Source organism: Algoriphagus kandeliae, assembly GCF_004571135.1.
GTDB classification, from domain to species: domain Bacteria; phylum Bacteroidota; class Bacteroidia; order Cytophagales; family Cyclobacteriaceae; genus Algoriphagus; species Algoriphagus kandeliae.
The window spans coordinates 62817-82049 of the sequence record NZ_SPSB01000005.1 but is presented as its reverse complement, the minus strand read 5'-3'; the positions used below and the strand labels follow the sequence as shown (position 1 = coordinate 82049).

The window sequence follows — 19233 nt, the reverse complement described above, 5'->3', positions numbered from 1 at the left end:
CAAATGAGTTTGACGGTATACGGAATCAAAAACTGCAATACGATGAAAAAGACCTTTGACTTTTTAGAAAGTCAAGGAATCAAGTATGAATTCATCGATTATAAAAAGCAAAAGCCCACCTCTGAATTACTTCAATCGTTCATTGAAAAAGTTGGATTGGAGGCTGTGATCAACAAAAAGGGAATGACCTATCGAAAGATGGATGAAAATCAACGAAAGGCCCTAGAAACCTCTGATACAGCAATTCCAGTTTTGGTTGATAATTCCAGTATGATTAAAAGGCCGATAATTACCTATCCTGATGGGAGTATAACTTTGGGATTTGATTCGGAAGAGATTTCTCAAAAGCTATAAAAAAAGCAGGGTTTAAATTCCCTGCTTTTTTGTTGGTCAAAATTCAAAATATTTGGGAAGGTTCTCCAAAATATCCTGAGTCATGGCCTCTAGATCATAACTTGGTTTCCATCCCCAATGCTCCCTCGCAAAGTGATCATCGATACTATCCGGCCATCCATCTGCAATGGCTTGTCTAAAATCCGGCTGATATTCAATCTCGAAATTTGGATAATGAGTTCGGATGCTTTCATAAATCTCCTTTGGAGTAAAGCTCATTCCTGCTAAGTTGTAGCTGGATCGAATTTTAACAGACTCTTTTGGTGCTTCCATAAGATCAATGGTAGCCTTGATTGCATCAGGCATATACATCATGGGAAGCATGCTGTCTTCTTTAAGAAAGCAGGTGAATTTTTCACCTTTTAATGCTTTGTGATAAATATCTACTGCGTAGTCTGTTGTCCCTCCCCCGGGAAGTGACTTATATCCGATTAGTCCTGGATATCGAAGGCTTCGCACATCGACTCCATATTTTTCAAAGTAATATTCACACCATCGCTCTCCGGCTTGTTTAGAAATACCATAAACCGTGTTGGGTTCTTTTACGCAGTATTGCGGCGTATTTACGCTAGGTGTGTTTGGGCCAAAAACAGCTATAGAAGATGGCCAATAAATTTTATTGAGTTTGAATTCTCTGGCTAATTCCAAAATGAAAAGCAGGGAATCCATATTTAATTGCCATGCAAATAATGGTCGTTTTTCTCCAGTTGCAGAAAGCACGGCAGCCAAATGATAAATCTGGGTAATTCCTTCGTTTCGGACCAAGTTTTTCACTTTTTCCTGATCTAAAACATCAAGCACCTCAAATCTGCAATAATCAAATTTCTCTTTTGCATCAGCATTCAAATCTGTTGCTATGACTTGTTCTCCTGAGTAGCGGTCTGAAAGTGCTTTGGTAAGTTCAGAACCCAATTGTCCAGCGGCTCCGATTACAAGAATTTTTTCCATTTTTTGCGATCTATCAAAAGCCTTCGAATGGTGCGTGGCTTTTTGTTTATATTTGGGTTTACCAGCGCAAAAGTAATAAAATTCAGACCTCTTGTTGGAATTTTTGATCAATGGAAATGATCAAATCATAATAATTTAAATCAAGTATATCATATCATGTACGAACAGATCAAACCCAAATTTGAAAAAGAGATTGCTGCGATTAAGGAAGCAGGATTATTTAAAAAAGAACGGATTATTACTTCTCCCCAAGCGGCTGAAATAACCATTGAGGGTGGAAAAAAAGTCTTGAATTTCTGCGCCAATAATTATTTGGGGCTTTCATCTCATCCAAAGGTGATTGAGGCTGCAAAGAAAAGCATTGATTCTCATGGTTTTGGGATGTCTTCTGTCCGTTTTATTTGTGGAACTCAGGACATTCATAAGGAATTGGAGAAGAAAATTTCTGAGTTTTTGGGTACCGAAGATACAATTCTGTATGCTGCTGCCTTTGATGCGAATGGTGGTGTATTTGAACCTTTATTGGGACCTGAGGATGCCATTATTTCAGATGCTTTGAATCATGCCTCTATCATCGATGGGGTACGACTTTGCAAAGCCATGCGTTATCGATATGCCCACAATGATATGGCTGATTTGGAAGCCAAGCTCAAAGAGGCGAATGAAGCAGGGGCAAAGCAGAAAATCATTGTTACAGATGGCGTATTTTCCATGGATGGAACAATTGCACAGCTGGATAAAATCGTACAGCTAGCAGAAAAATACGAAGCGATGGTGATGTCTGATGAATGTCATTCTACGGGTTTTATGGGAAAAACCGGTCGTGGTGTTCATGAATTCCGGGGTGTAATGGGGAAAATTGATATCATTACCGGTACGCTCGGAAAAGCATTAGGAGGAGCATCAGGAGGTTTTACTTCTGGAAGAAAAGAAATTGTTGAATTGCTTCGTCAGCGGTCAAGACCTTACCTTTTCTCAAACACTTTAGCTCCATCCATTACCGGTGCTTCGATTGCAGTTTTCGACCTACTTTCTGAGACTACGGAACTTCGAGATAAACTTGAAGAAAACACAAAATACTTCCGAGCCAAAATGGAAGCAGCTGGTTTTGATATTAAGCCTGGTGAGCACCCAATTGTACCGATTATGTTGTATGATGCTGTTCTTTCACAAAAAATGGCGGAGAAGCTTTTAGAAAGAGGTATTTATGTAATCGGATTTTATTATCCGGTAGTACCAAAAGGAGAAGCACGGATTCGAGTACAAATATCAGCTGGGCACGAAAAGCATCATCTTGATCAAGCAATTGATGCATTTATAGAAGTGGGGAAAGAACTAGGTGTTTTAAAATAAAAATCAACCTTCATTAAAAAGCCCGGTTTGGACAATCCTAATCGGGCTTTATTTTTCCAGTCTATAGGGAAAAAGTCAAGATTTACTGGTCATGACCATCTTTCGTTTCTTATTCAGTTCGTAGTCTTCTAGATTTTCAAATCGCTCATCGACATCTAGATTGTTCAGATAATCATTCAAAGTTTCTCGAACTTCCTGAAAGGACATGTTATGAAGGACCTTTCCATTTTTTGCCATAGAAATCTGTCCGGTTTCTTCAGAGATAATCAGGATGATAGCATCTGTAGCCTCAGACATTCCAATTCCAGCCCGGTGACGAAGACCAAATTGCGCAGGAACTTCCCGCTCCGTGACAGGCAAAATACATCGAGCAGCTTTAATTTTTCCATTGTGGATAATCACTGCCCCGTCATGAAGTGGACTGTATTTATTGAAAATGGAAATCAACAATCGCTTAGAAAGTTCAGCATCCAATATGTCGCCGCTTTCCGCATAGAATTTCAATTCGGTACTTTTTGAAATGACCATCAAAGCTCCGGTATTACTTCCTGCAAGGGTTTTGGATGCTTCGATGATGGGATTAATATTGAAAGAAGCATTTTCCTTTTTTCTCCAAAAAAACAGCAAATCTTTCCAAATATTATCTCTTGATAGGAGGGAAGAACGGCCGATTAAGAGCAAGAATTTTCGAATTTCTGGCGCAAAAATGATAATTGCTGCCAAGACACCGACTCCCATGAACTGTCCCAAAATAGAGGAAAGTAATTCCATTTGAAGGGCCCGAACCAAAAGGTAAACCAAGTAAATAGATAAAAAACCAAGAAAAATCTTGATGGCTACACTGCCCTTTAGAAGTTTGTAAACTTGATACAATAGGAAGGAAACCAACGCGATATCAATCATATTCACGATGGAGACATCCAAGAATCCTATTTTGAAAAGAAAGGTCAAGCGTATAGTTGTTTAAATAATTTTCTGGTTTCGTTTGCTTCTTTAACGTCATGAACTCGAAGTATGTTAGCACCTTTTGAAAGGGCAAACATATGTAGAGCTGTAGTTCCATTGAGCGATTCTTCAGGCCCACAGCCGAGTAGTTTGTAAATCATGGATTTTCTTGATAAGCCAGCCAAAACCGGATAACCGAGTGTTCTGAAAATCTCAAGATTTTTGAGGATATGGTAGTTTTGCTCTAACGTTTTTGCAAAGCCAAATCCCGGGTCAATAATTACATCTTTGATGCCAAACTCTTTTATAAGATGCAGTTTTTTCGCGAAATAGTTCAATATATCCGGCAAAAGTTTGGAGTAATCTGTTTTTTGCTGCATTGTCTGAGGCGTGCCTCGCATATGCATTAGGAAATAGGGTACTTGAAGCTTTCCGACTACTTCATACATCTTTGAATCTAAGCTTCCTCCAGAAATGTCATTTACTAAGTGAGCACCTGTTTCGATCGCTCGTTTGGCAACATTCGAACGGAAAGTGTCAATAGAAATCAAGACTTCAGGGAATGCCTCCGAAATCCAAGAAATGGGTTGAATTACTCGTGAAAGTTCTTCCTCTTCAGAAATATCCTCTGCTCCAGGTCTGCTACTGTATCCTCCCAAGTCCAAAATGTCGGCTCCCTCAAGGATCATTTTTTCGGCTCTTTTCAAGATGTCCTCACGATCGATTTTTACACGACTACCCGCGTAAAAGGAATCAGGAGTCAGGTTCAAAATCCCCATCAATTGCGGTTCATCCCAGATGATGAGCCTTCCCTTTATTTGAAATGTATATTTTTGAGGAAATAATTTATCTTCGACGATAGAAGTTGGATCTGAGAAAAGTATCATTTAAATAAAATCCATTGGAAACCAAAACCAGCAACGAATATAAGCAAGTAATCGGCCGTTGTAAAGAACTCTTTCAGAAGAAAACCATCGATTACGGGACTTCTTGGAGGATCATGCGATTATCGTCCATTACTGATCAGATTTTTATCAAAGCCCAGCGAATTCGCTCAGTTCAGGAAAAGGGAAGTCAAAAAATCAGTGATCCCATTGAGGATGATTTTATTGGAATTATCAATTATTGCTTGATTGCATTGATTCAGATTTCTCTAAAAGATGAAAGTCGAATGGAGATACCTTTTGAAGAATTGGAACCGATTTATGATCAATGGGTTGCCAAAACAAAAGGACTTTTGGAGAATAAAAATCATGATTACGGAGAGGCTTGGAGAGATATGCGGGTTAGTTCTATGACTGATATTATTCTGATGAAATTATTCAGGCTCAAGCAAATAGAAGATAACGAAGGCAAAACATTAGTATCAGAAGGCATTGAGGCAAACTATCAGGATATGATCAATTACGCTGTTTTTTGTCTGATTAAACTAGGATATCACCATGCTTAATAAAGGAATTCTTTGGGTTCTCCGCATCCTGGTTGGAGGACTTTTTATATTCTCTGGACTTATAAAAGTCAATGATCCGGTTGGGACTGCTATTAAATTGGAAGAGTATTTTGACGTCTTTTCCAATGATATTGCTGGATTTTTCTACTATCTCAAACCTTTTGCTTTGTATCTGGCTGTTTTTTTAGTGGTTTTGGAAGTAGTATTGGGAGTGATGCTGATATTGGGAGTAAGGAGCAAGTTTACTGTACGGGCATTATTCCTGATGATCCTGTTTTTCACTTTCCTTACCTTTTTCTCGGCATATTTCAACAAAGTGACCGATTGCGGTTGCTTTGGAGATGCTATCAAACTTACCCCGTGGGAGTCTTTCTATAAAGATGTGATTTTGACTGTCTTGATTTTGGGGATTTTAGCTTTGCAAAAATACCTGCCAACTAGTTCCTCAAGCCTTGCAAAAGGAACAGTTTGGGCTGTTGGAATTCTTTGTTTTGTTCTTTCTCTAACAGCAATTCGTAACCTGCCATTTATTGATTTTCGAGCTTATAAAGTTGGAGTAAACATTCCAACTAACATGCAGCCATCTGCCCCTTTGCAATATTCCTATGTCATGCAAAAGGATGGACAGACTGTGACTTTGGATAGTTATCCGACGGAGGAAGGTTATGAATTTGTTGAGATGAACCTAAAAAATCCTGATGCACTTCCTAAGATTTCAGATTTTTCTGCATGGAATGAATCGGGAGATCAAACAGATTTTGTTTTTGCGGGAAATAAGGTTCTCATTCTTAGCCCGAGTATGGCCAAGTTTAATGATAAGAATCTTGAGTCCATTCATACGTTAGTGAAATCCATGGAGAACGCACCTGTGGATGTCATTCTAATGGCAGCTGCTCCGCAAGAAGAAATTGATGCATTTATTTCTTCAAATAATTGGAGTATTGTTGGACTTCAGGCAGATGCAACGGTGGTAAAAACAATGATCCGTTCTAATCCTGGAATCATGATTTTAAAAGACGGTACAGTTTTGGCAAAATATCACCATAACAATACTCCGGAAGCAGGTGAGGTGTTAGATTTATTTATTCGATGAGTCAATTAAAAGTGGTCTTGGTTGGTCTTCCAGGAGCAGGAAAAAGTACTTTTGGAAGGATTTTAGCTCACGAGCTTAATGTTAATTTTTTGGATTTAGACCAATTGATTGAAGAGAAAAGCGAGAAAAAGATTTCTGATATTTTTTCAGAATATGGCGAAGGAAAGTTCCGTGATTTGGAGACTCAGGCTTTGGAGGAAGTAATGCAATCAGACGAGTCTTTTGTGCTTGCATCGGGAGGAGGTTGCCCTTGTTTCAATGACAATATGAGCCTTATTAATCAGCTTGGCATCTCTGTTTATCTGGATGTTCCACTGGAAGAAGTGTCAAGCCGACTCTACCATTCCAAAGCCTCTGTTCGACCTATGTTCGAAGGAATGGATGCCGGAGAGATTACCTTGAAGCTAAAAAATCTAATTGCGCAAAGAGGCCCTTTTTACGAAGAGGCAAAAATAAAACTCAGCGGTTCTGATTTTTCCGCTGAGTATTTTGTTTCAGAGTTAATTCACCAATTAAAAACTCAATCCTAAGGTTAAGACCCCGTTGAAGATATTGTTTTTAATATCGGTTACTGGTCCAATATTATTATTTTGTGAATCTAGATATTGGTAGGACTGATAAACTGAATTGAATTTTTGATTGACAAGTGCAAAGTCAATATTAAAGTTTTTTACTCTTACACCGACTCCACCGCTTAATTGTGTTGTACTTCTATCTATAGAATTGCTGACAAAAGGATCTCCATAGTAAGCATATCCTGCACGGATGTAGAACATGTTGATTCTCCCTTCCGCGCCGAATCGATAGTTGATTGTACTTGTATAAAGGCTTTGAATGGCTTCATTATCTGGGCCTTCATTAAAATTATTTGAATTAATTCTCGCTGCACTATAATCTACCCAATCAATATCTGCAGAGATAAACCCATTTTTTCCTAAGAATACTGTTCCTCCTCCTCCAATTCTGAGTGGGCTATTCAATTGAAAATTATTGACAAATAGGTCAGAATAGGCTTGTTGAGTGCCAAGAGTGATATCTTCTGGCTCATAGTAATAATTATTGTACTCAGCAGTAATATTTGAATCGTATTCCTCGCTTAAAGCATACCAGGTTGGAGTTTGGAAGTTGAAACCGAGATTTACATAATCAATCGGTTTGTAAATGATTCCAATATTTAAGTTAACTCCCGTTCCGTTGATAAAGAGATTTTCGCGAAGGGACGACGTAAAAAGCGGTTCGTCAATGAATTCTTCATTGTATTCTTTTTGGGAGAAATAACTGAGTGATCGAATTCCCAATGATCCGCCAACAAAAAGTTTGTGTTGAAAATTTGCGCCGTAACTAAACGTGATTTGGTTGGAAGAACCTTCCTGATAGACATTCTCATCTTGAAAAGGAAAACCAAGGACAAATGAATCATAGGTGTCAGGATTGATGATGGTATTCCCATTTTCATCAACAGTGATGGGATTAATCAAATAAGTTTGGTATGCAAGTCCTGTAATACCGAAAGATTCTATTTGGCTTTCTGGAACGCCAAAGGAGTCTTGGATGTAGAAATCCAAAATGGAAGATTCACCAATAATATCAGAGAAATAGCCAAACTCAGAATTAAAGTTGGCAATTCGCTGAATACTGATTCCCCAAGAACCGCCCTTAAAGGCCCCTCTATTTAATATTCCTTTAGGATTTGCAAACACAACAGAAAGGTTAGGGACAGAAAAGTTTGTAGTGTTGTAATTTCTATTTTGCCCTAAGAATTGAGTTTGTATTCCCCAGTCACTGTATCCTAAGCTGATAGATGCTTCGGATTTACGGAAAAAACCCAATCCAGCTGGATTCCCGGCAATATTGGAAACATCTCCACCCAATGACCACTGAGTCCCACCTATAGCCATTACTCTAGCAGATCCTGCCGGAATGTTTCTACTGAATCTCAAAGCATCTTCAAAATATCCACTTTGACTGAAAGCAAAATTTCCAATAAGAAGGAAAAACCAAGCAAGTAAATACCTCATGTTGATTTTAATTAAACTACTAGAAAAACGAAAAAGGATTCCTTAAGGATATTTTTTTCAAAAAAAAAGGGGAATTAATTTCCCCTGCCTCCTCTAGATCCTGATAAGGAACCACTGCTTCTAGAAACACCGCCTCCTCCTCCAGAGGATCGCATACTTCCACCACCTCCAGATGAGCTACGACTAGGCATGCTCATTTGGGAAGGAGAGCTACTTCTGCTTGGAGTATATGTTCTTGAATTAGATCCACCGTTATAATTATAGCCTCTACTAGGAGAAGAGCTTCTATTATAACTTGGAGAACTTCTATTATATGAAGGACTAGCAGACCTTGAATTATATCCGTTTGTGTTTCTGGAAGGAGAATATGTTCTAGTGTCCATTGTTCTTGTTGATGGTCGTGCAGAAGGCATCGCACTTCTATTTCTAGTGGAAGAAGAACGATCCAATACTGCAGAACTGGTATTTCTAGTAGCTGTTGAATTAGCTATTCTAGATCTTCCTGAATTGTAATAATCTGACTGACTTGAACTGAAATCTCTAGCTGGGACTCTTGAACGATCAGATGAAACTAGACTTCTATTATTAACAGCGTCTCTTCTTGCCTGAGCTCTGGAAGTACTTGGAAGTACAGCTGAGGCGCGGTTTCCAGATGTGCTTGCACCTGCAAGGGTTGCTCCACGAGTAGGTCTAGCCCCTCTTACTAGGCGACGGTCTCCATATTCTCCGCCTGGAAGAACATAAATCGGTCTACCTGGGTAAATTGGCATCCCCCAACCTGGATAACCCCAAGCATAACTTGGACCCCAGAAAGGATCATAAAAGCCTCCCCAACCATATCGTGGTCCCCAGAATGGATTGTAGAAACCTCCAAATCCCCAGCCGAAGCCAATGTTAACAGAGATACCTGGTCTGAAACCCCAAGAAGGTCCCCATCCAAATCCCCAGAAAGGATCATAAAATCCAGGGATCCAAGGATTGAAACCAGTACCCATCATAAAACCCATGCTAAATGATAGTCCTGTATTGAATCCTGAATTAAAGGAAGCATTGTTGTTTACTCGAAAATTGTTGTAAGCATCAATATCTCCTTGCCCAGAGTTATTTTCTGCGTATTCATCGAAGTATACTACCTCATCACCGGTTTCTGCGTTATCTGCAGAATATCTGGCTAAATATTCCGGATTTACATTACGGCTACTGAAGCTTTCATCAGGGATATCCTGAATGCTTTCAAGTTGATCGAAAGTTTCAGGATTATTATTAGGTACAGCGTAAGTACTGGCAACCCTTGCATCGGAAGCCATAAAATACATATTGTCTGTATTGTTGGTACTGGCTACTTGCGAAGTAGAGCAAGAAGTCAATGCCACCGACCCAATGAGTACAGATGAAATGATAATTTGAATTTTCTTCATGGTTGAAGTTGATTGTTATCTCTATATACGAGGTCTAGAGTGAAGGGTTATTCTTTTTAAGTTATATTTGCCACGCTCAATTTAGCAAAATTATTTACAAAATATTTCGAAATCAACTGGTATGAGCAAAGGACTACCTAAGCGAAGCGAAGATTATTCTTTATGGTATAATGAATTAGTAAAACGGGCTGATTTAGCTGAAAATTCAGCAGTTAGAGGCTGTATGGTTATTAAACCTTACGGATATTCTATCTGGGAAAAAATGCAGGCAGAATTGGACCGAATGTTTAAGGAAACAGGGCATACGAATGCCTATTTTCCGTTATTTATCCCCAAATCATACCTAAGCAAGGAAGCTTCACATGTGGAAGGTTTTGCAAAAGAATGTGCTGTAGTTACCCATTATAGACTAAAAAATGCGGAAGATGGTTCCGGAGTAATTGTAGATCCAGAAGCTAAGCTTGAAGAGGAATTGATTGTTCGCCCAACTTCCGAGACAGTTATTTGGAGCACCTATAAAAATTGGATTCAGTCATATCGTGACTTGCCTTTGTTGGTAAATCAATGGGCCAATGTGGTTCGATGGGAAATGCGTACTCGTTTGTTTTTGCGAACTGCTGAATTTTTATGGCAAGAGGGACATACTGCCCATGCTACTCGTGAAGAGGCAATTCAGGAAACTGAGCAAATGATGAATGTTTATGCGCAGTTTGCGGAAGAGTTCATGGCCTTGCCAGTGGTAAGAGGTAGGAAAACTGAAAATGAACGATTTGCCGGAGCAGAAGACACCTTATGTATAGAAGCGATGATGCAAGATGGGAAAGCTCTTCAAGCAGGAACTTCTCATTTCCTTGGTCAAAATTTCGCAAAAGCATTCGATGTAAAATTTGCTGCTAAGGACGGCAAGTTGGATTATGTATGGGGGACATCTTGGGGGGTGAGTACCCGATTGATGGGAGCCTTGATTATGGCCCATTCTGATGATAATGGATTGGTTTTGCCTCCAAAACTAGCTCCAACTCAAGTTGTCATCGTACCTATTTACAGAGGAGAGGAGGAGTTTAAGGCTATCAGTGAAAAAGCAAATGAATTTGCCACGGCTTTAAGAAGAGTCGGAGTTTCGGTGAAATTTGATGACAGAGATACTCATAAGCCGGGATGGAAATTTGCTGAATATGAATTGAAGGGAGTGCCTGTAAGGATCGCTATTGGCCCTAGAGATCTCGAAAATGGAACTGTGGAAATCGCAAGAAGAGATACGCTAACCAAGGAAACATTTGAGCTGAATAGCCAACCGATCGAGCAAAAAATCCTGGATCTATTGGATGATATTCAAAACACAATTTATAATAAAGCCCTTCATTTCCGAGAGGAACATACCACTGAGGTGAATAGTTGGGATGAATTTAAAGAAGTGCTCGAAAACAAAGGTGGTTTTATTGCGGCTCATTGGGATGGAACCGGAGAGACTGAAGAAAAAATCAAGGAATTGACGAAGGCGACAATACGGTGCATTCCGATCAACCAAAAACAGGAAGAAGGGGAATGTGTCTTAACAGGAAAGCCTTCAAAGGGTCGAGTTCTTTTTGCAAAAGCTTATTAAAAAAATGCCCGGACAAGCCGGGTATTTTTTATGAACACCTTTTTATTTATCCCGTATTTCTGTTTAGAGTTTCATTCTTTGTTGTATTTTTAGTTTGATTAAGCAATCCACCCTATGTCAGTTTTAATTTTATCAAGTTTATTGGGAATTGGCCTTATACTTTTATTAGCCGAAGTCTTGTTTATTCCCGGTACAACAGTAGTAGGAGTTTTTGGATTGGTAATCAGTTTGGCAGGAATTGCTTATGCGTTTCTTACCTTTTCATCAGATGTGGCTTGGTGGATAACTTCCGGTGCAGTTGTTTTGAATATGGCTGCCATTATTTATGGATTTCGATCAGGAGTTTGGGACAAATTCTCCTTGAAATCTTCTTTGAAGGGAGGTACATATGATGATCGTTTAGCTAATCTTCAAGTTGGAATGATGGGAAAAGCCATTTCAGACATCAAACCATATGGGAAGGCTATGTTTCAAGATGAAATTTACGAGGTCAAATCAGAATCGGGATTTATTCCAGTTGATTCTGAAGTGACTGTTATGAGAATAGAAGATAATCGTGTTTTAGTTAAATAAATTATGGATCCAAGTAACTCAATGTTCATTTTGGTTGCCGCTTTTGCCGGCATCGTACTACTCTTTATTTTCTTATATTTTGTTCCGGTAAATCTTTGGATTACAGCTCAATTTGCCAATGTCCGTGTGGGAATAGGTGAATTGATCGGGATGAGAATTCGGAAAGTTCCTCCCAGTGTTATTGTCAATTCTTTAATTACAGCTACCAAAGCAGGTCTTCAATTAACGACCAATGAATTGGAAACCCACTACTTGGCAGGTGGAAATGTCCCCAATGTGATTAGGGCATTGATTTCTGCAGACAAAGCGAATATTAATTTGTCCTTTAAACAGGCTACAGCTATTGATTTGGCGGGTAGAGATGTATTCGAGGCCGTTCAAATCAGTGTAAATCCTAAAGTGATCAATACTCCAAGTGTTGCTGCAGTGGCTGCGGATGGTATTCAGCTTATAGCTAAAGCAAGGGTAACAGTTCGTGCCAACATCGCGCAATTAGTGGGTGGTGCTGGAGAAGACACCATTCTAGCTCGGGTAGGTGAGGGGATCGTAACTTCTATTGGTTCGGCGGATACCCATAAAAGTGTACTAGAAAATCCTGACAAAATCTCTAAACTAGTTTTACAGCGTGGTTTGGATGCAGGTACTGCCTTTGAAATCCTTTCCATTGATATTGCGGATATTGATGTTGGAACTAACATCGGCGCGAAGCTTCAAATCGATCAGGCATCTGCAGACTTGAAAGTGGCTGAGGCAAAAGCTGAAGAAAGACGTGCGATGGCTGTTGCTCTAGAGCAAGAAATGCGGGCCAAAACAGTGGAGATGCGGGCGAAAGTAATCGAGGCTGAGGCTGAAGTTCCTTTGGCTTTGGCAGAAGCTTTCCGATCCGGTCAATTGGGAGTGATGGATTACTATCGAATGGAAAATATCAAATCCGATACTTCGATGCGGGAATCTATTGCCAATTCGGATACTGAAAATAAAGATTCGGGAAAAGGTAAATCAGATAAAAAATAAAGGGGCTTATTGCCCCTTTTTTCGTTTCTTTTTGCCGTTTTCTTCTTCAATTATGATGACTGGCTCATAAGCACTTTTTGCCAAAATCAAATTTTCAAATTCATCATAAAGAATGGCTTCATAAGCTATTGGAATTAGGGTTTCGCCTGCTTCTGAAATCAATCCCGATTTTCCATCCATACTTGCTTGGTAGCCGATCTGTCCTTCGGGAACCAAGCTGTCAAAAAGAGGGTCTAATTTCACCTCACCCTTATTAGAAATAAGTCCGATTTTATCTCCCTTTTTTACAAGAAGGGATCCGTTGGAAAGTCGGCAGATTTTTTCAAACCCATCTTCCTCTATCTTATTACCATTTAATCCGAGAAAATAAGCTTTGCCGGATTTTTTTGCTAAGGCAATTCCTGATTCAGAAATGCTGATTTCATCCCATTCTGGTGAGAATCTTTCGTTTCCAAATTTATCGATCAAGCCCCAATAGTTACCCTTTCGAAATGGTGCAAACTCATTTTCAAAAGCCTTAACTTCTTCAAAGATGGGGTTAATCATCCATTCTCCGCTAGGATTTAGGAAGCCCCACTTTCCATTTGGAGACATTGCAGGGAAAAAACCATTTGAACCCTTTTTAATTTCTGCGATACTATCCGTAGGGGTGACTAGCCATCCATTTCTACCCAAAAGTCCTAATTTATCATCTCGATATTTGATGGAATACAAATCTTTTTCCAAAAGATCCACTTTAGTCATTCCGATGGCATCCAATAAGATTCCATCTTCTTTCATTACTCTTCGAAGTTTCCCGTGGATATATTCCAACATCAATCCATCCTCATAAGTGATTTGATGGAAGCTATTATATCGCACATTCGCCTTGATTGGATCTCCTTCTACCAAAAGGTACTGATCCTCGTCATAGCCGTAATAAAAATTACCCCGAGTATGGACAAGGGTGTCAATCACTAGGTCTAAGACGATTTTTCCTTCCATATTGATCAACCCGTAGCCATTCTGATTTTTTGCTAGCAAATAATCACCATCATTATCTTGAATCAGATCAAAGGCCTGATGAGAAATAGGGGTAAGAGGGAGAAAATATTGACCATTTCGTTTAGTGATTATTTGTCCTCGACTACCTATGCTAGCTTCATCAAGTGTCCCAAGTGGACGAAGCGTACCTTTTCCTCTCTCATAAACCCAGTATTCATTTCCTTTTCTAGCTAATAATAAATTAAAAAATAATTCGACCTCATCATATTTTAATTCCAAGACTTGCTGACCGTATTCATGATAGGCTCCAATTCCCAAATCGTTTTTGACTAAAATCCATGGAGCTAAATATTGATAGACTTCATTGCCTTCTAGAGGGACGGACTTTTGAAAACTGGAATTCAATAGATATAACCCTTCTTCAGTTTTTCCAATTCGTACATCCTCGCTTAATAGTGTAATATCTTGATAAAGGAGTCTGTTTTTAAGATTCAATTGTGCATCATACACTTCCCAAGTTTGACCAAAGGAAAGGGAAGCTGAAAGAAAAAAAGACAGAAAATATACCTTTTTGAGAATGTCTTTTGTTTTCATGAACTTGGATCTATTAGACACAAAAAGACCAAAGAATTATTATTCCTTGGTCTTTTAATGCGCCTATTGGCTTTTAATTTTTATCTGTTTTTACGCGGTCTAAATCAAAAATGTCCGATATAATTTCAATCATTTCTTCAGCCTCGTCTCGCCTACAAGCATTTTTTAATTGAATTACGGGAACTTTGAGGACTTTTTGCATCATGCTTTTTGTGATTTTATCCATCACGGCGTATTCCTCTTCACTGGCATTTTTCATATATCTGGATAGCTCTTCCAGACGGATTTGCTCCAGCGATTGCTTTAGCTTGTTGATGGTAGGAGATACCATCGTTTCTTTTTTCCAATCTTGAAAATCCCGAATGGCTTCCTTGATGATGTTTTCAACTTTTGGAATAGAAGCTAGCCTATTATCCAGGGCTTCCGATGCTTTGCTGCGGATATTATCCACATTGTATAAAATCACGCCAGGAACTTCTTCCACAGTAGTCTCGATGGATCTTGGGACCGAAAGATCAACCAAAAGCTTGTAGGATTGAATGTTGTATTTGCTAATTAGCTCTTTCGTAATGAAAGGTTCGTTTCTTTGAATCGATGAAACAATCACATCAGCCTCATCAATTGCCTCTTCTACATTTTCGAAAGGAATAACCTTAAAGCCCATTTCAGCAGCTATTGCTTCTGATTTAGAAAGGGTTCTATTGGATATCATCACTTTTGAATCTGGAAGGTAAATCATGTTTTTGGCAACATCCTCCCCAATTTCTCCCAATCCAATAAGTAAGATTCGAGGTTGATAGGTATTCGAAGTAATGGTTTCTATTAATTCAATCGTTGCGTATGACAAAGAAGCTGCTCCATCTCGGAAAGCTGTTTCTTGAACAACTCTTTTATTGGAGAAAAACACCGTGTGCATGAGGCGGTGCAAGAATGGACCAGCCATATCCAAGTCAACGGATGTTTGATAAGCGCGCTTAACCTGGTTTGCAATTTGAATATCACCTACTACTTGGGCTTCAAGTCCTACCGACACTCGAAACAAATGCTCGATTGCAGCAGCATCATTTTGGAATAGCTCAAAATATTCAAGGTAGTTTCCAACGTCTGATATTCCCTTTTCTAAACCAATCAACTTAATTATTTCTTCGTTGATGTTTTCATCATGGGAATAATAAACCTCCGTTCGATTACAAGTCGAAAGAATTAAAACTTCGGTTAAATTGAAGATTTCTTTCAGTTTCAGGTGGATACTGTGAATCGCTTGGTCATCCAAGGCAATCAATTCACGAATCTGAACGGGAGCAGTTTTATGTGATAAACTAAATGCGTTAAACTTAACCTGCATGTGATTTTTCTTGCAATGCAAAATTAATAGACAACTTCCCCAATTTTGTGATTTAAGTCATCTAAGGGTTAATTTAGAATTCATCTAAATTAATAAGCTGCAAAGCTCGATATTTTTTGAATTGGAATCCAATATTCTTAACTTATACGTTATTGAATAAATCTATTTTATATATGCTATCGAGATTTTTTTACCACCTAAAGCGTGAACTCGGTTTTTCAAGAAAAGAGTCAAGAGGGTTTCTTCTCGTGGTTCCGGTACTGGCCTTTTTAGCCTTTACACCCCAAATAGTCCAAAAAATGAGGACTAATTCGGATTCTGAAGTTGAAAACCATGTCAAATTTTTAGTGGATAGTTTGACGGAAAAAGGCTTCGTTTTGGTAGATTCTCCCTACCCAATTCAGGTTCCAAGTGATACTTCCTCCTTTTCCAATGCTGGCTTAAAGCGAATTCCATTTTCAGAGGCTGACTCCATTACGCTTCAGGTTGTCCCGGGAATAGGTCCAGGTCTTGCTAGTAGAATTATCAAGTTTGAAAGGGCTTTGGGAGGTTTTAATCATCCCGAACAATTGAATGATATCTATGGATTAAAGCCGGAGGTAGCAAACCGAATTTGGGAGTATTTTGAGTTTGATGGAAAAATCAGAAATCAAATTCCCATCAATTCAATTGATGTTGCTGAATTGGCTAAGCACCCTTATGTGAGTTATGGACAGGCAAAAGTTTTGGTTGCTTATCGAAATCAACATGGTGATTTTGCAGGCCCGGAAGATTTGATGAAAATTAAAATTTTTGAGAAAGAATGGGTTGAGAAATTGAGTCCCTACTTAGCTTTTTAAAATCAATCCAAAGGTTCATCTTTGGGCATGAATCAAAAAGAATTTGAAGAAAAGTACCCACCTTTAAATTTGCCCGCCTTTAATCCAAAACTGACTTGGAAAGAAGAGAAGCTGTGGATTTTTGATTCAGTTAGAAAAAAAGACTTGGTGTTGACGCCAGAAGAATGGGTTAGGCAACATTGGATTTATTTTTTGATAGAAAAGCAAGGATTTCCAAAAGGATTACTTTCTACAGAGAAGGGTCTGGTTTACAATCGATTACAAAAAAGAACAGATGTGCTCATCCGTGACCAAAATGGGAATCCCTACCTTCTAATCGAATGTAAAGCTCCCAAAATTCCTATTAATCAAAAGACTTTAGAACAAGCTACTGTCTATCATTTTCAATTGAAATCTTCATTTCTTATACTTTCGAATGGTTTTAGTCATATTTTCCTTCAATATCATGCTGCTGAAAACAGATTTTCACAAGAAAAAAATATTCCAAAGCCACCAATTTGTGGCTGATTTCTATGATTTTCCTCATTCTTTTTTTAACTTTTAGGCAATAAGCATTACCCCACTATGTCGAGTACTGTACATAACCTACCCTGTGAACTTTGCGCTAGTCGTAAGCATTCACTTTTGGCTGATCTTTCAGAAACACACATCTGTACGATCTCCACAAATAAAAATTTGATCTCCCACCGAAAAGGACAAATCCTGTATTATGAAGGCACAAAGCCTTTGGGGATTTTCTGCATTAATTCGGGTGTTGTCAAGGTTTATAAGACAGCTTCCAACGGAAAAGATCAAATTATTCACCTTGCGAAAAGCGGAGATTTTCTAGGCTATTCGGCATTGCTTGGAGAAGAGAACTATACGAATTCCGCGATGATTGTCGAGGATGCCAAGATTTGCTTTATTCCCAGAGAGTCATTTTTAAATACATTATTTAGTAATACTCCTTTCTTTAAAAGAGTGACCAAGCAGCTCAGTCATGAATTGAATATCATGGAGGAAAAGCTAACTGATGCAACACAAAAAAGTATTCGTGAGCGTTTGGCTTATACCTTATTATTCTTGGCAAGTAGCTATGGAGTAGAGGGTGATGATTCTCAAAAAATCGATTTGGTTTTAAGTAGGGAAGAAATTGCCGGTATTGTTGGTACTGCAACAGAGTCGGTTATTCGTTTACTTTCCGAGTTTAAAAAGGATAATCTAATCGAATTCGAGGGTAAGAAAATTATCATTAAGGATAAGCGGGCGCTAGCGAGACTTTCGGATTTTTACGCCTCCTAAGAACCTTCTTGGTTTTTTCGCAGTTTTCTCCCTATGATCAAAAAAATGAATTCACAGTTCCTTCGACTGTGTCTAGCTGTTTCCTTTTTTATTGTAGGACAATCTCTTTTTGCTCAATCCATTGCATATAAAACTTTGCTAAATGGCCTTTATGACAAGGAGTTTCCTGTATTGATGCCTTCTGAAATCCAAAACTTGTCGGATTTTCAGATTTTGGATACCCGAGAAAAGGAAGAGTTTGATGTAAGTCATCTGAAAGGGGCTATAAATGTTGGATATGACCATTTTTCAATATCTCAACTGAATAAGCTTGATCCCAAAAAACCTGTACTGGTTTATTGCACAGTAGGGGCTAGATCTCAAGATATTGGGAAAAAATTGGCAGAAAAAGGTTTTCAAGTCTACAATCTATATGGCGGTATTTTCCAATGGGTAAATGATGGCAAGGAAGTATATGACCAATCTGGAAAAACCAATCGTGTACATACCTATAATTTAGCTTGGTCTGTTTGGCTTGAAAAGGGAGAAAAAGTGTATTGAAAGATTCTGCGAAATCAACCTAATTTCAATTTAAAATTCTTGTTAAAAAGTTTAGGAAGGCTATGAAGTTTCCATTCTTACTTCTTTTCATTTTGTTGGTTTCTCTTATTTCCTGTGGACAGTCCACTTTGGGAGGTCAGGGCACAACTCCACCCGATCATACGGTATGGGATGAATTAGTCATGGCTCACGTTAAGCCGAATGGAATGGTGAACTATCGAGGATTTATCCAAGAGAAAGACAAACTGGAGGCATATCTGGATCAATTGAGCACTAATTCCCCAGATCGGAATTCTTGGACTGAGGCTGAGCAATTGGCTTACTGGATTAATGCCTACAATGCTTTCACGGTCAAACTAATCGTAGATAATTACCCGGTAAAGAGTATCCGAGATTTAGGTCCAAAACTTAAGATTCCTTTGGTAAATGATGTCTGGCATTATGAATTTTTTGAAATCAGTGGTGAAAAGGCCAGTTTGGATGAAATCGAACATGGTATACTCCGAAAGGAATTTGAAGAGCCCCGAATTCATTTCGCAATAAACTGTGCTTCGGTCTCTTGTCCTCCATTATTCAATCGAGCATTTATTCCGGAAAAGTTAGAGGAGCAACTTGAATTTGTAACCAAGCGCTTTATCAATGATTCTCAACGCAATAAAATAAGTAAGGATCGTGTAGAGATTTCTTCAATTTTTTCATGGTTTAATGGTGATTTTACCAAAAAAGGAACCCTGATTGATTTTCTAAACCAATACAGTCGTACCACTATTTCACCGAATGCTCGGATCAGCCATTTAGATTATGACTGGAGTCTTAATGAATAGGATTATCTTTGAGAATCG

At 38.7% G+C, this 19233-nt stretch carries 20 protein-coding genes; 13 read left to right on the top strand and 7 right to left on the bottom strand.

Translation table 11 applies throughout. From position 1 onward, the window contains the following. Nucleotides 1–3 precede the first annotated feature (3 nt). On the top strand, nucleotides 4–354 hold the full coding sequence (locus E4S40_RS16230; RefSeq protein WP_135076706.1) for a Spx/MgsR family RNA polymerase-binding regulatory protein: 351 nt from the start codon (nucleotides 4–6) through the stop codon (nucleotides 352–354). Nucleotides 355–390: 36 nt separating this feature from the next. On the opposite strand, the gene E4S40_RS16225 is transcribed toward E4S40_RS16230, so the two are convergent. Further along, entirely contained in the window at nucleotides 391–1341 is a 951-nt protein-coding gene (locus E4S40_RS16225; RefSeq protein ID WP_135076704.1) for an NAD-dependent epimerase/dehydratase family protein, read from the bottom strand. Nucleotides 1342–1497: 156 nt separating this feature from the next. Between E4S40_RS16225 and kbl the strand changes: the two genes are divergently transcribed. Beyond that, nucleotides 1498–2694 (top strand): glycine C-acetyltransferase, encoded by a 1197-nt coding sequence (kbl, locus tag E4S40_RS16220; RefSeq protein ID WP_135076702.1) that lies wholly within the window; start codon nucleotides 1498–1500, stop codon nucleotides 2692–2694. 75 nt (nucleotides 2695–2769) lie between these two features. Here the strand turns inward: kbl and cdaA are convergent, their stop codons facing one another. Together cdaA and folP are read right to left on the bottom strand one after the other, a co-directional pair. Further along, nucleotides 2770–3645: a diadenylate cyclase CdaA gene (gene cdaA / locus E4S40_RS16215; RefSeq protein ID WP_135076700.1), complete on the bottom strand. Its 876-nt coding sequence runs from the start codon at nucleotides 3643–3645 to the stop codon at nucleotides 2770–2772. Then, on the bottom strand, nucleotides 3642–4526 hold the full coding sequence (folP, locus tag E4S40_RS16210; protein ID WP_202615383.1) for a dihydropteroate synthase: 885 nt from the start codon (nucleotides 4524–4526) through the stop codon (nucleotides 3642–3644). Before folP ends, cdaA begins: the two co-directional genes overlap by 4 nt. A gap of 14 nt (nucleotides 4527–4540) precedes the next feature. Between folP and E4S40_RS16205 the strand changes: the two genes are divergently transcribed. Genes E4S40_RS16205 through E4S40_RS16195 form a run of 3 tightly spaced genes read left to right on the top strand, consistent with a single transcriptional unit; the run spans nucleotide 4541 to nucleotide 6712 of the window. Further along, complete coding sequence (locus tag E4S40_RS16205) at nucleotides 4541–5089, top strand: DUF1599 domain-containing protein (protein WP_135076698.1); 549 nt, start codon at nucleotides 4541–4543, stop codon at nucleotides 5087–5089. Then, entirely contained in the window at nucleotides 5082–6182 is a 1101-nt protein-coding gene (locus E4S40_RS16200) for a BT_3928 family protein (RefSeq protein ID WP_135076696.1), read from the top strand. Before E4S40_RS16205 ends, E4S40_RS16200 begins: the two co-directional genes overlap by 8 nt. After that, a complete protein-coding gene (locus tag E4S40_RS16195) occupies nucleotides 6179–6712 on the top strand; it encodes a shikimate kinase (RefSeq protein WP_135076693.1) in 534 nt (177 codons plus the stop codon). Before E4S40_RS16200 ends, E4S40_RS16195 begins: the two co-directional genes overlap by 4 nt. On the opposite strand, the gene E4S40_RS16190 is transcribed toward E4S40_RS16195, so the two are convergent. Both E4S40_RS16190 and E4S40_RS16185 read right to left on the bottom strand, forming a co-directional pair. After that, on the bottom strand, nucleotides 6695–8200 hold the full coding sequence (locus tag E4S40_RS16190; RefSeq protein ID WP_135076690.1) for an OmpP1/FadL family transporter: 1506 nt from the start codon (nucleotides 8198–8200) through the stop codon (nucleotides 6695–6697). The two genes, E4S40_RS16195 and E4S40_RS16190, sit on opposite strands and share 18 nt — an antisense overlap. 74 nt (nucleotides 8201–8274) lie before the next feature. After that, nucleotides 8275–9618, bottom strand: a complete 1344-nt coding sequence (locus E4S40_RS16185; protein WP_135076687.1) for a hypothetical protein — start codon at nucleotides 9616–9618, stop codon at nucleotides 8275–8277. A 121-nt stretch (nucleotides 9619–9739) separates the two neighbouring features. Here E4S40_RS16185 and proS point away from each other — a divergent pair, with 121 nt between their 5' ends. The 3 genes from proS (at nucleotide 9740) to floA (ending at nucleotide 12808) form a co-directional block, all read left to right on the top strand. Beyond that, a complete protein-coding gene (proS, locus tag E4S40_RS16180) occupies nucleotides 9740–11221 on the top strand; it encodes a proline--tRNA ligase (RefSeq protein WP_135076684.1) in 1482 nt (493 codons plus the stop codon). A 114-nt stretch (nucleotides 11222–11335) separates the two neighbouring features. Further along, nucleotides 11336–11794, top strand: a complete 459-nt coding sequence (locus E4S40_RS16175; RefSeq protein WP_135076681.1) for an NfeD family protein — start codon at nucleotides 11336–11338, stop codon at nucleotides 11792–11794. 3 nt (nucleotides 11795–11797) lie between these two features. Further along, a complete protein-coding gene (gene floA, locus E4S40_RS16170; RefSeq protein ID WP_135076678.1) occupies nucleotides 11798–12808 on the top strand; it encodes a flotillin-like protein FloA in 1011 nt (336 codons plus the stop codon). A 6-nt stretch (nucleotides 12809–12814) separates the two neighbouring features. On the opposite strand, the gene E4S40_RS16165 is transcribed toward floA, so the two are convergent. Both E4S40_RS16165 and hemA read right to left on the bottom strand, forming a co-directional pair. After that, entirely contained in the window at nucleotides 12815–14386 is a 1572-nt protein-coding gene (locus E4S40_RS16165; RefSeq protein ID WP_135076675.1) for a WG repeat-containing protein, read from the bottom strand. A 73-nt stretch (nucleotides 14387–14459) separates the two neighbouring features. Further along, on the bottom strand, nucleotides 14460–15731 hold the full coding sequence (gene hemA / locus E4S40_RS16160; protein ID WP_135076672.1) for a glutamyl-tRNA reductase: 1272 nt from the start codon (nucleotides 15729–15731) through the stop codon (nucleotides 14460–14462). 299 nt (nucleotides 15732–16030) lie between these two features. Between hemA and E4S40_RS16155 the strand changes: the two genes are divergently transcribed. The 5 genes from E4S40_RS16155 to E4S40_RS16135 all read left to right on the top strand — a co-directional run bounded on the left by E4S40_RS16155 (nucleotide 16031) and on the right by E4S40_RS16135 (nucleotide 19215). After that, entirely contained in the window at nucleotides 16031–16570 is a 540-nt protein-coding gene (locus E4S40_RS16155; protein ID WP_237563210.1) for a ComEA family DNA-binding protein, read from the top strand. Between the two features lie 27 nt (nucleotides 16571–16597). Continuing rightward, nucleotides 16598–17077, top strand: coding sequence for a type I restriction enzyme HsdR N-terminal domain-containing protein (locus tag E4S40_RS16150; protein ID WP_135076666.1), 480 nt, complete (start codon nucleotides 16598–16600; stop codon nucleotides 17075–17077). 57 nt (nucleotides 17078–17134) lie between these two features. Further along, nucleotides 17135–17851: a Crp/Fnr family transcriptional regulator gene (locus E4S40_RS16145; RefSeq protein ID WP_135076663.1), complete on the top strand. Its 717-nt coding sequence runs from the start codon at nucleotides 17135–17137 to the stop codon at nucleotides 17849–17851. 45 nt (nucleotides 17852–17896) lie between these two features. Beyond that, entirely contained in the window at nucleotides 17897–18391 is a 495-nt protein-coding gene (locus tag E4S40_RS16140) for a rhodanese-like domain-containing protein (protein ID WP_135076660.1), read from the top strand. Between the two features lie 62 nt (nucleotides 18392–18453). Then, complete coding sequence (locus E4S40_RS16135; protein ID WP_135076657.1) at nucleotides 18454–19215, top strand: DUF547 domain-containing protein; 762 nt, start codon at nucleotides 18454–18456, stop codon at nucleotides 19213–19215. Nucleotides 19216–19233: the final 18 nt, after the last annotated feature.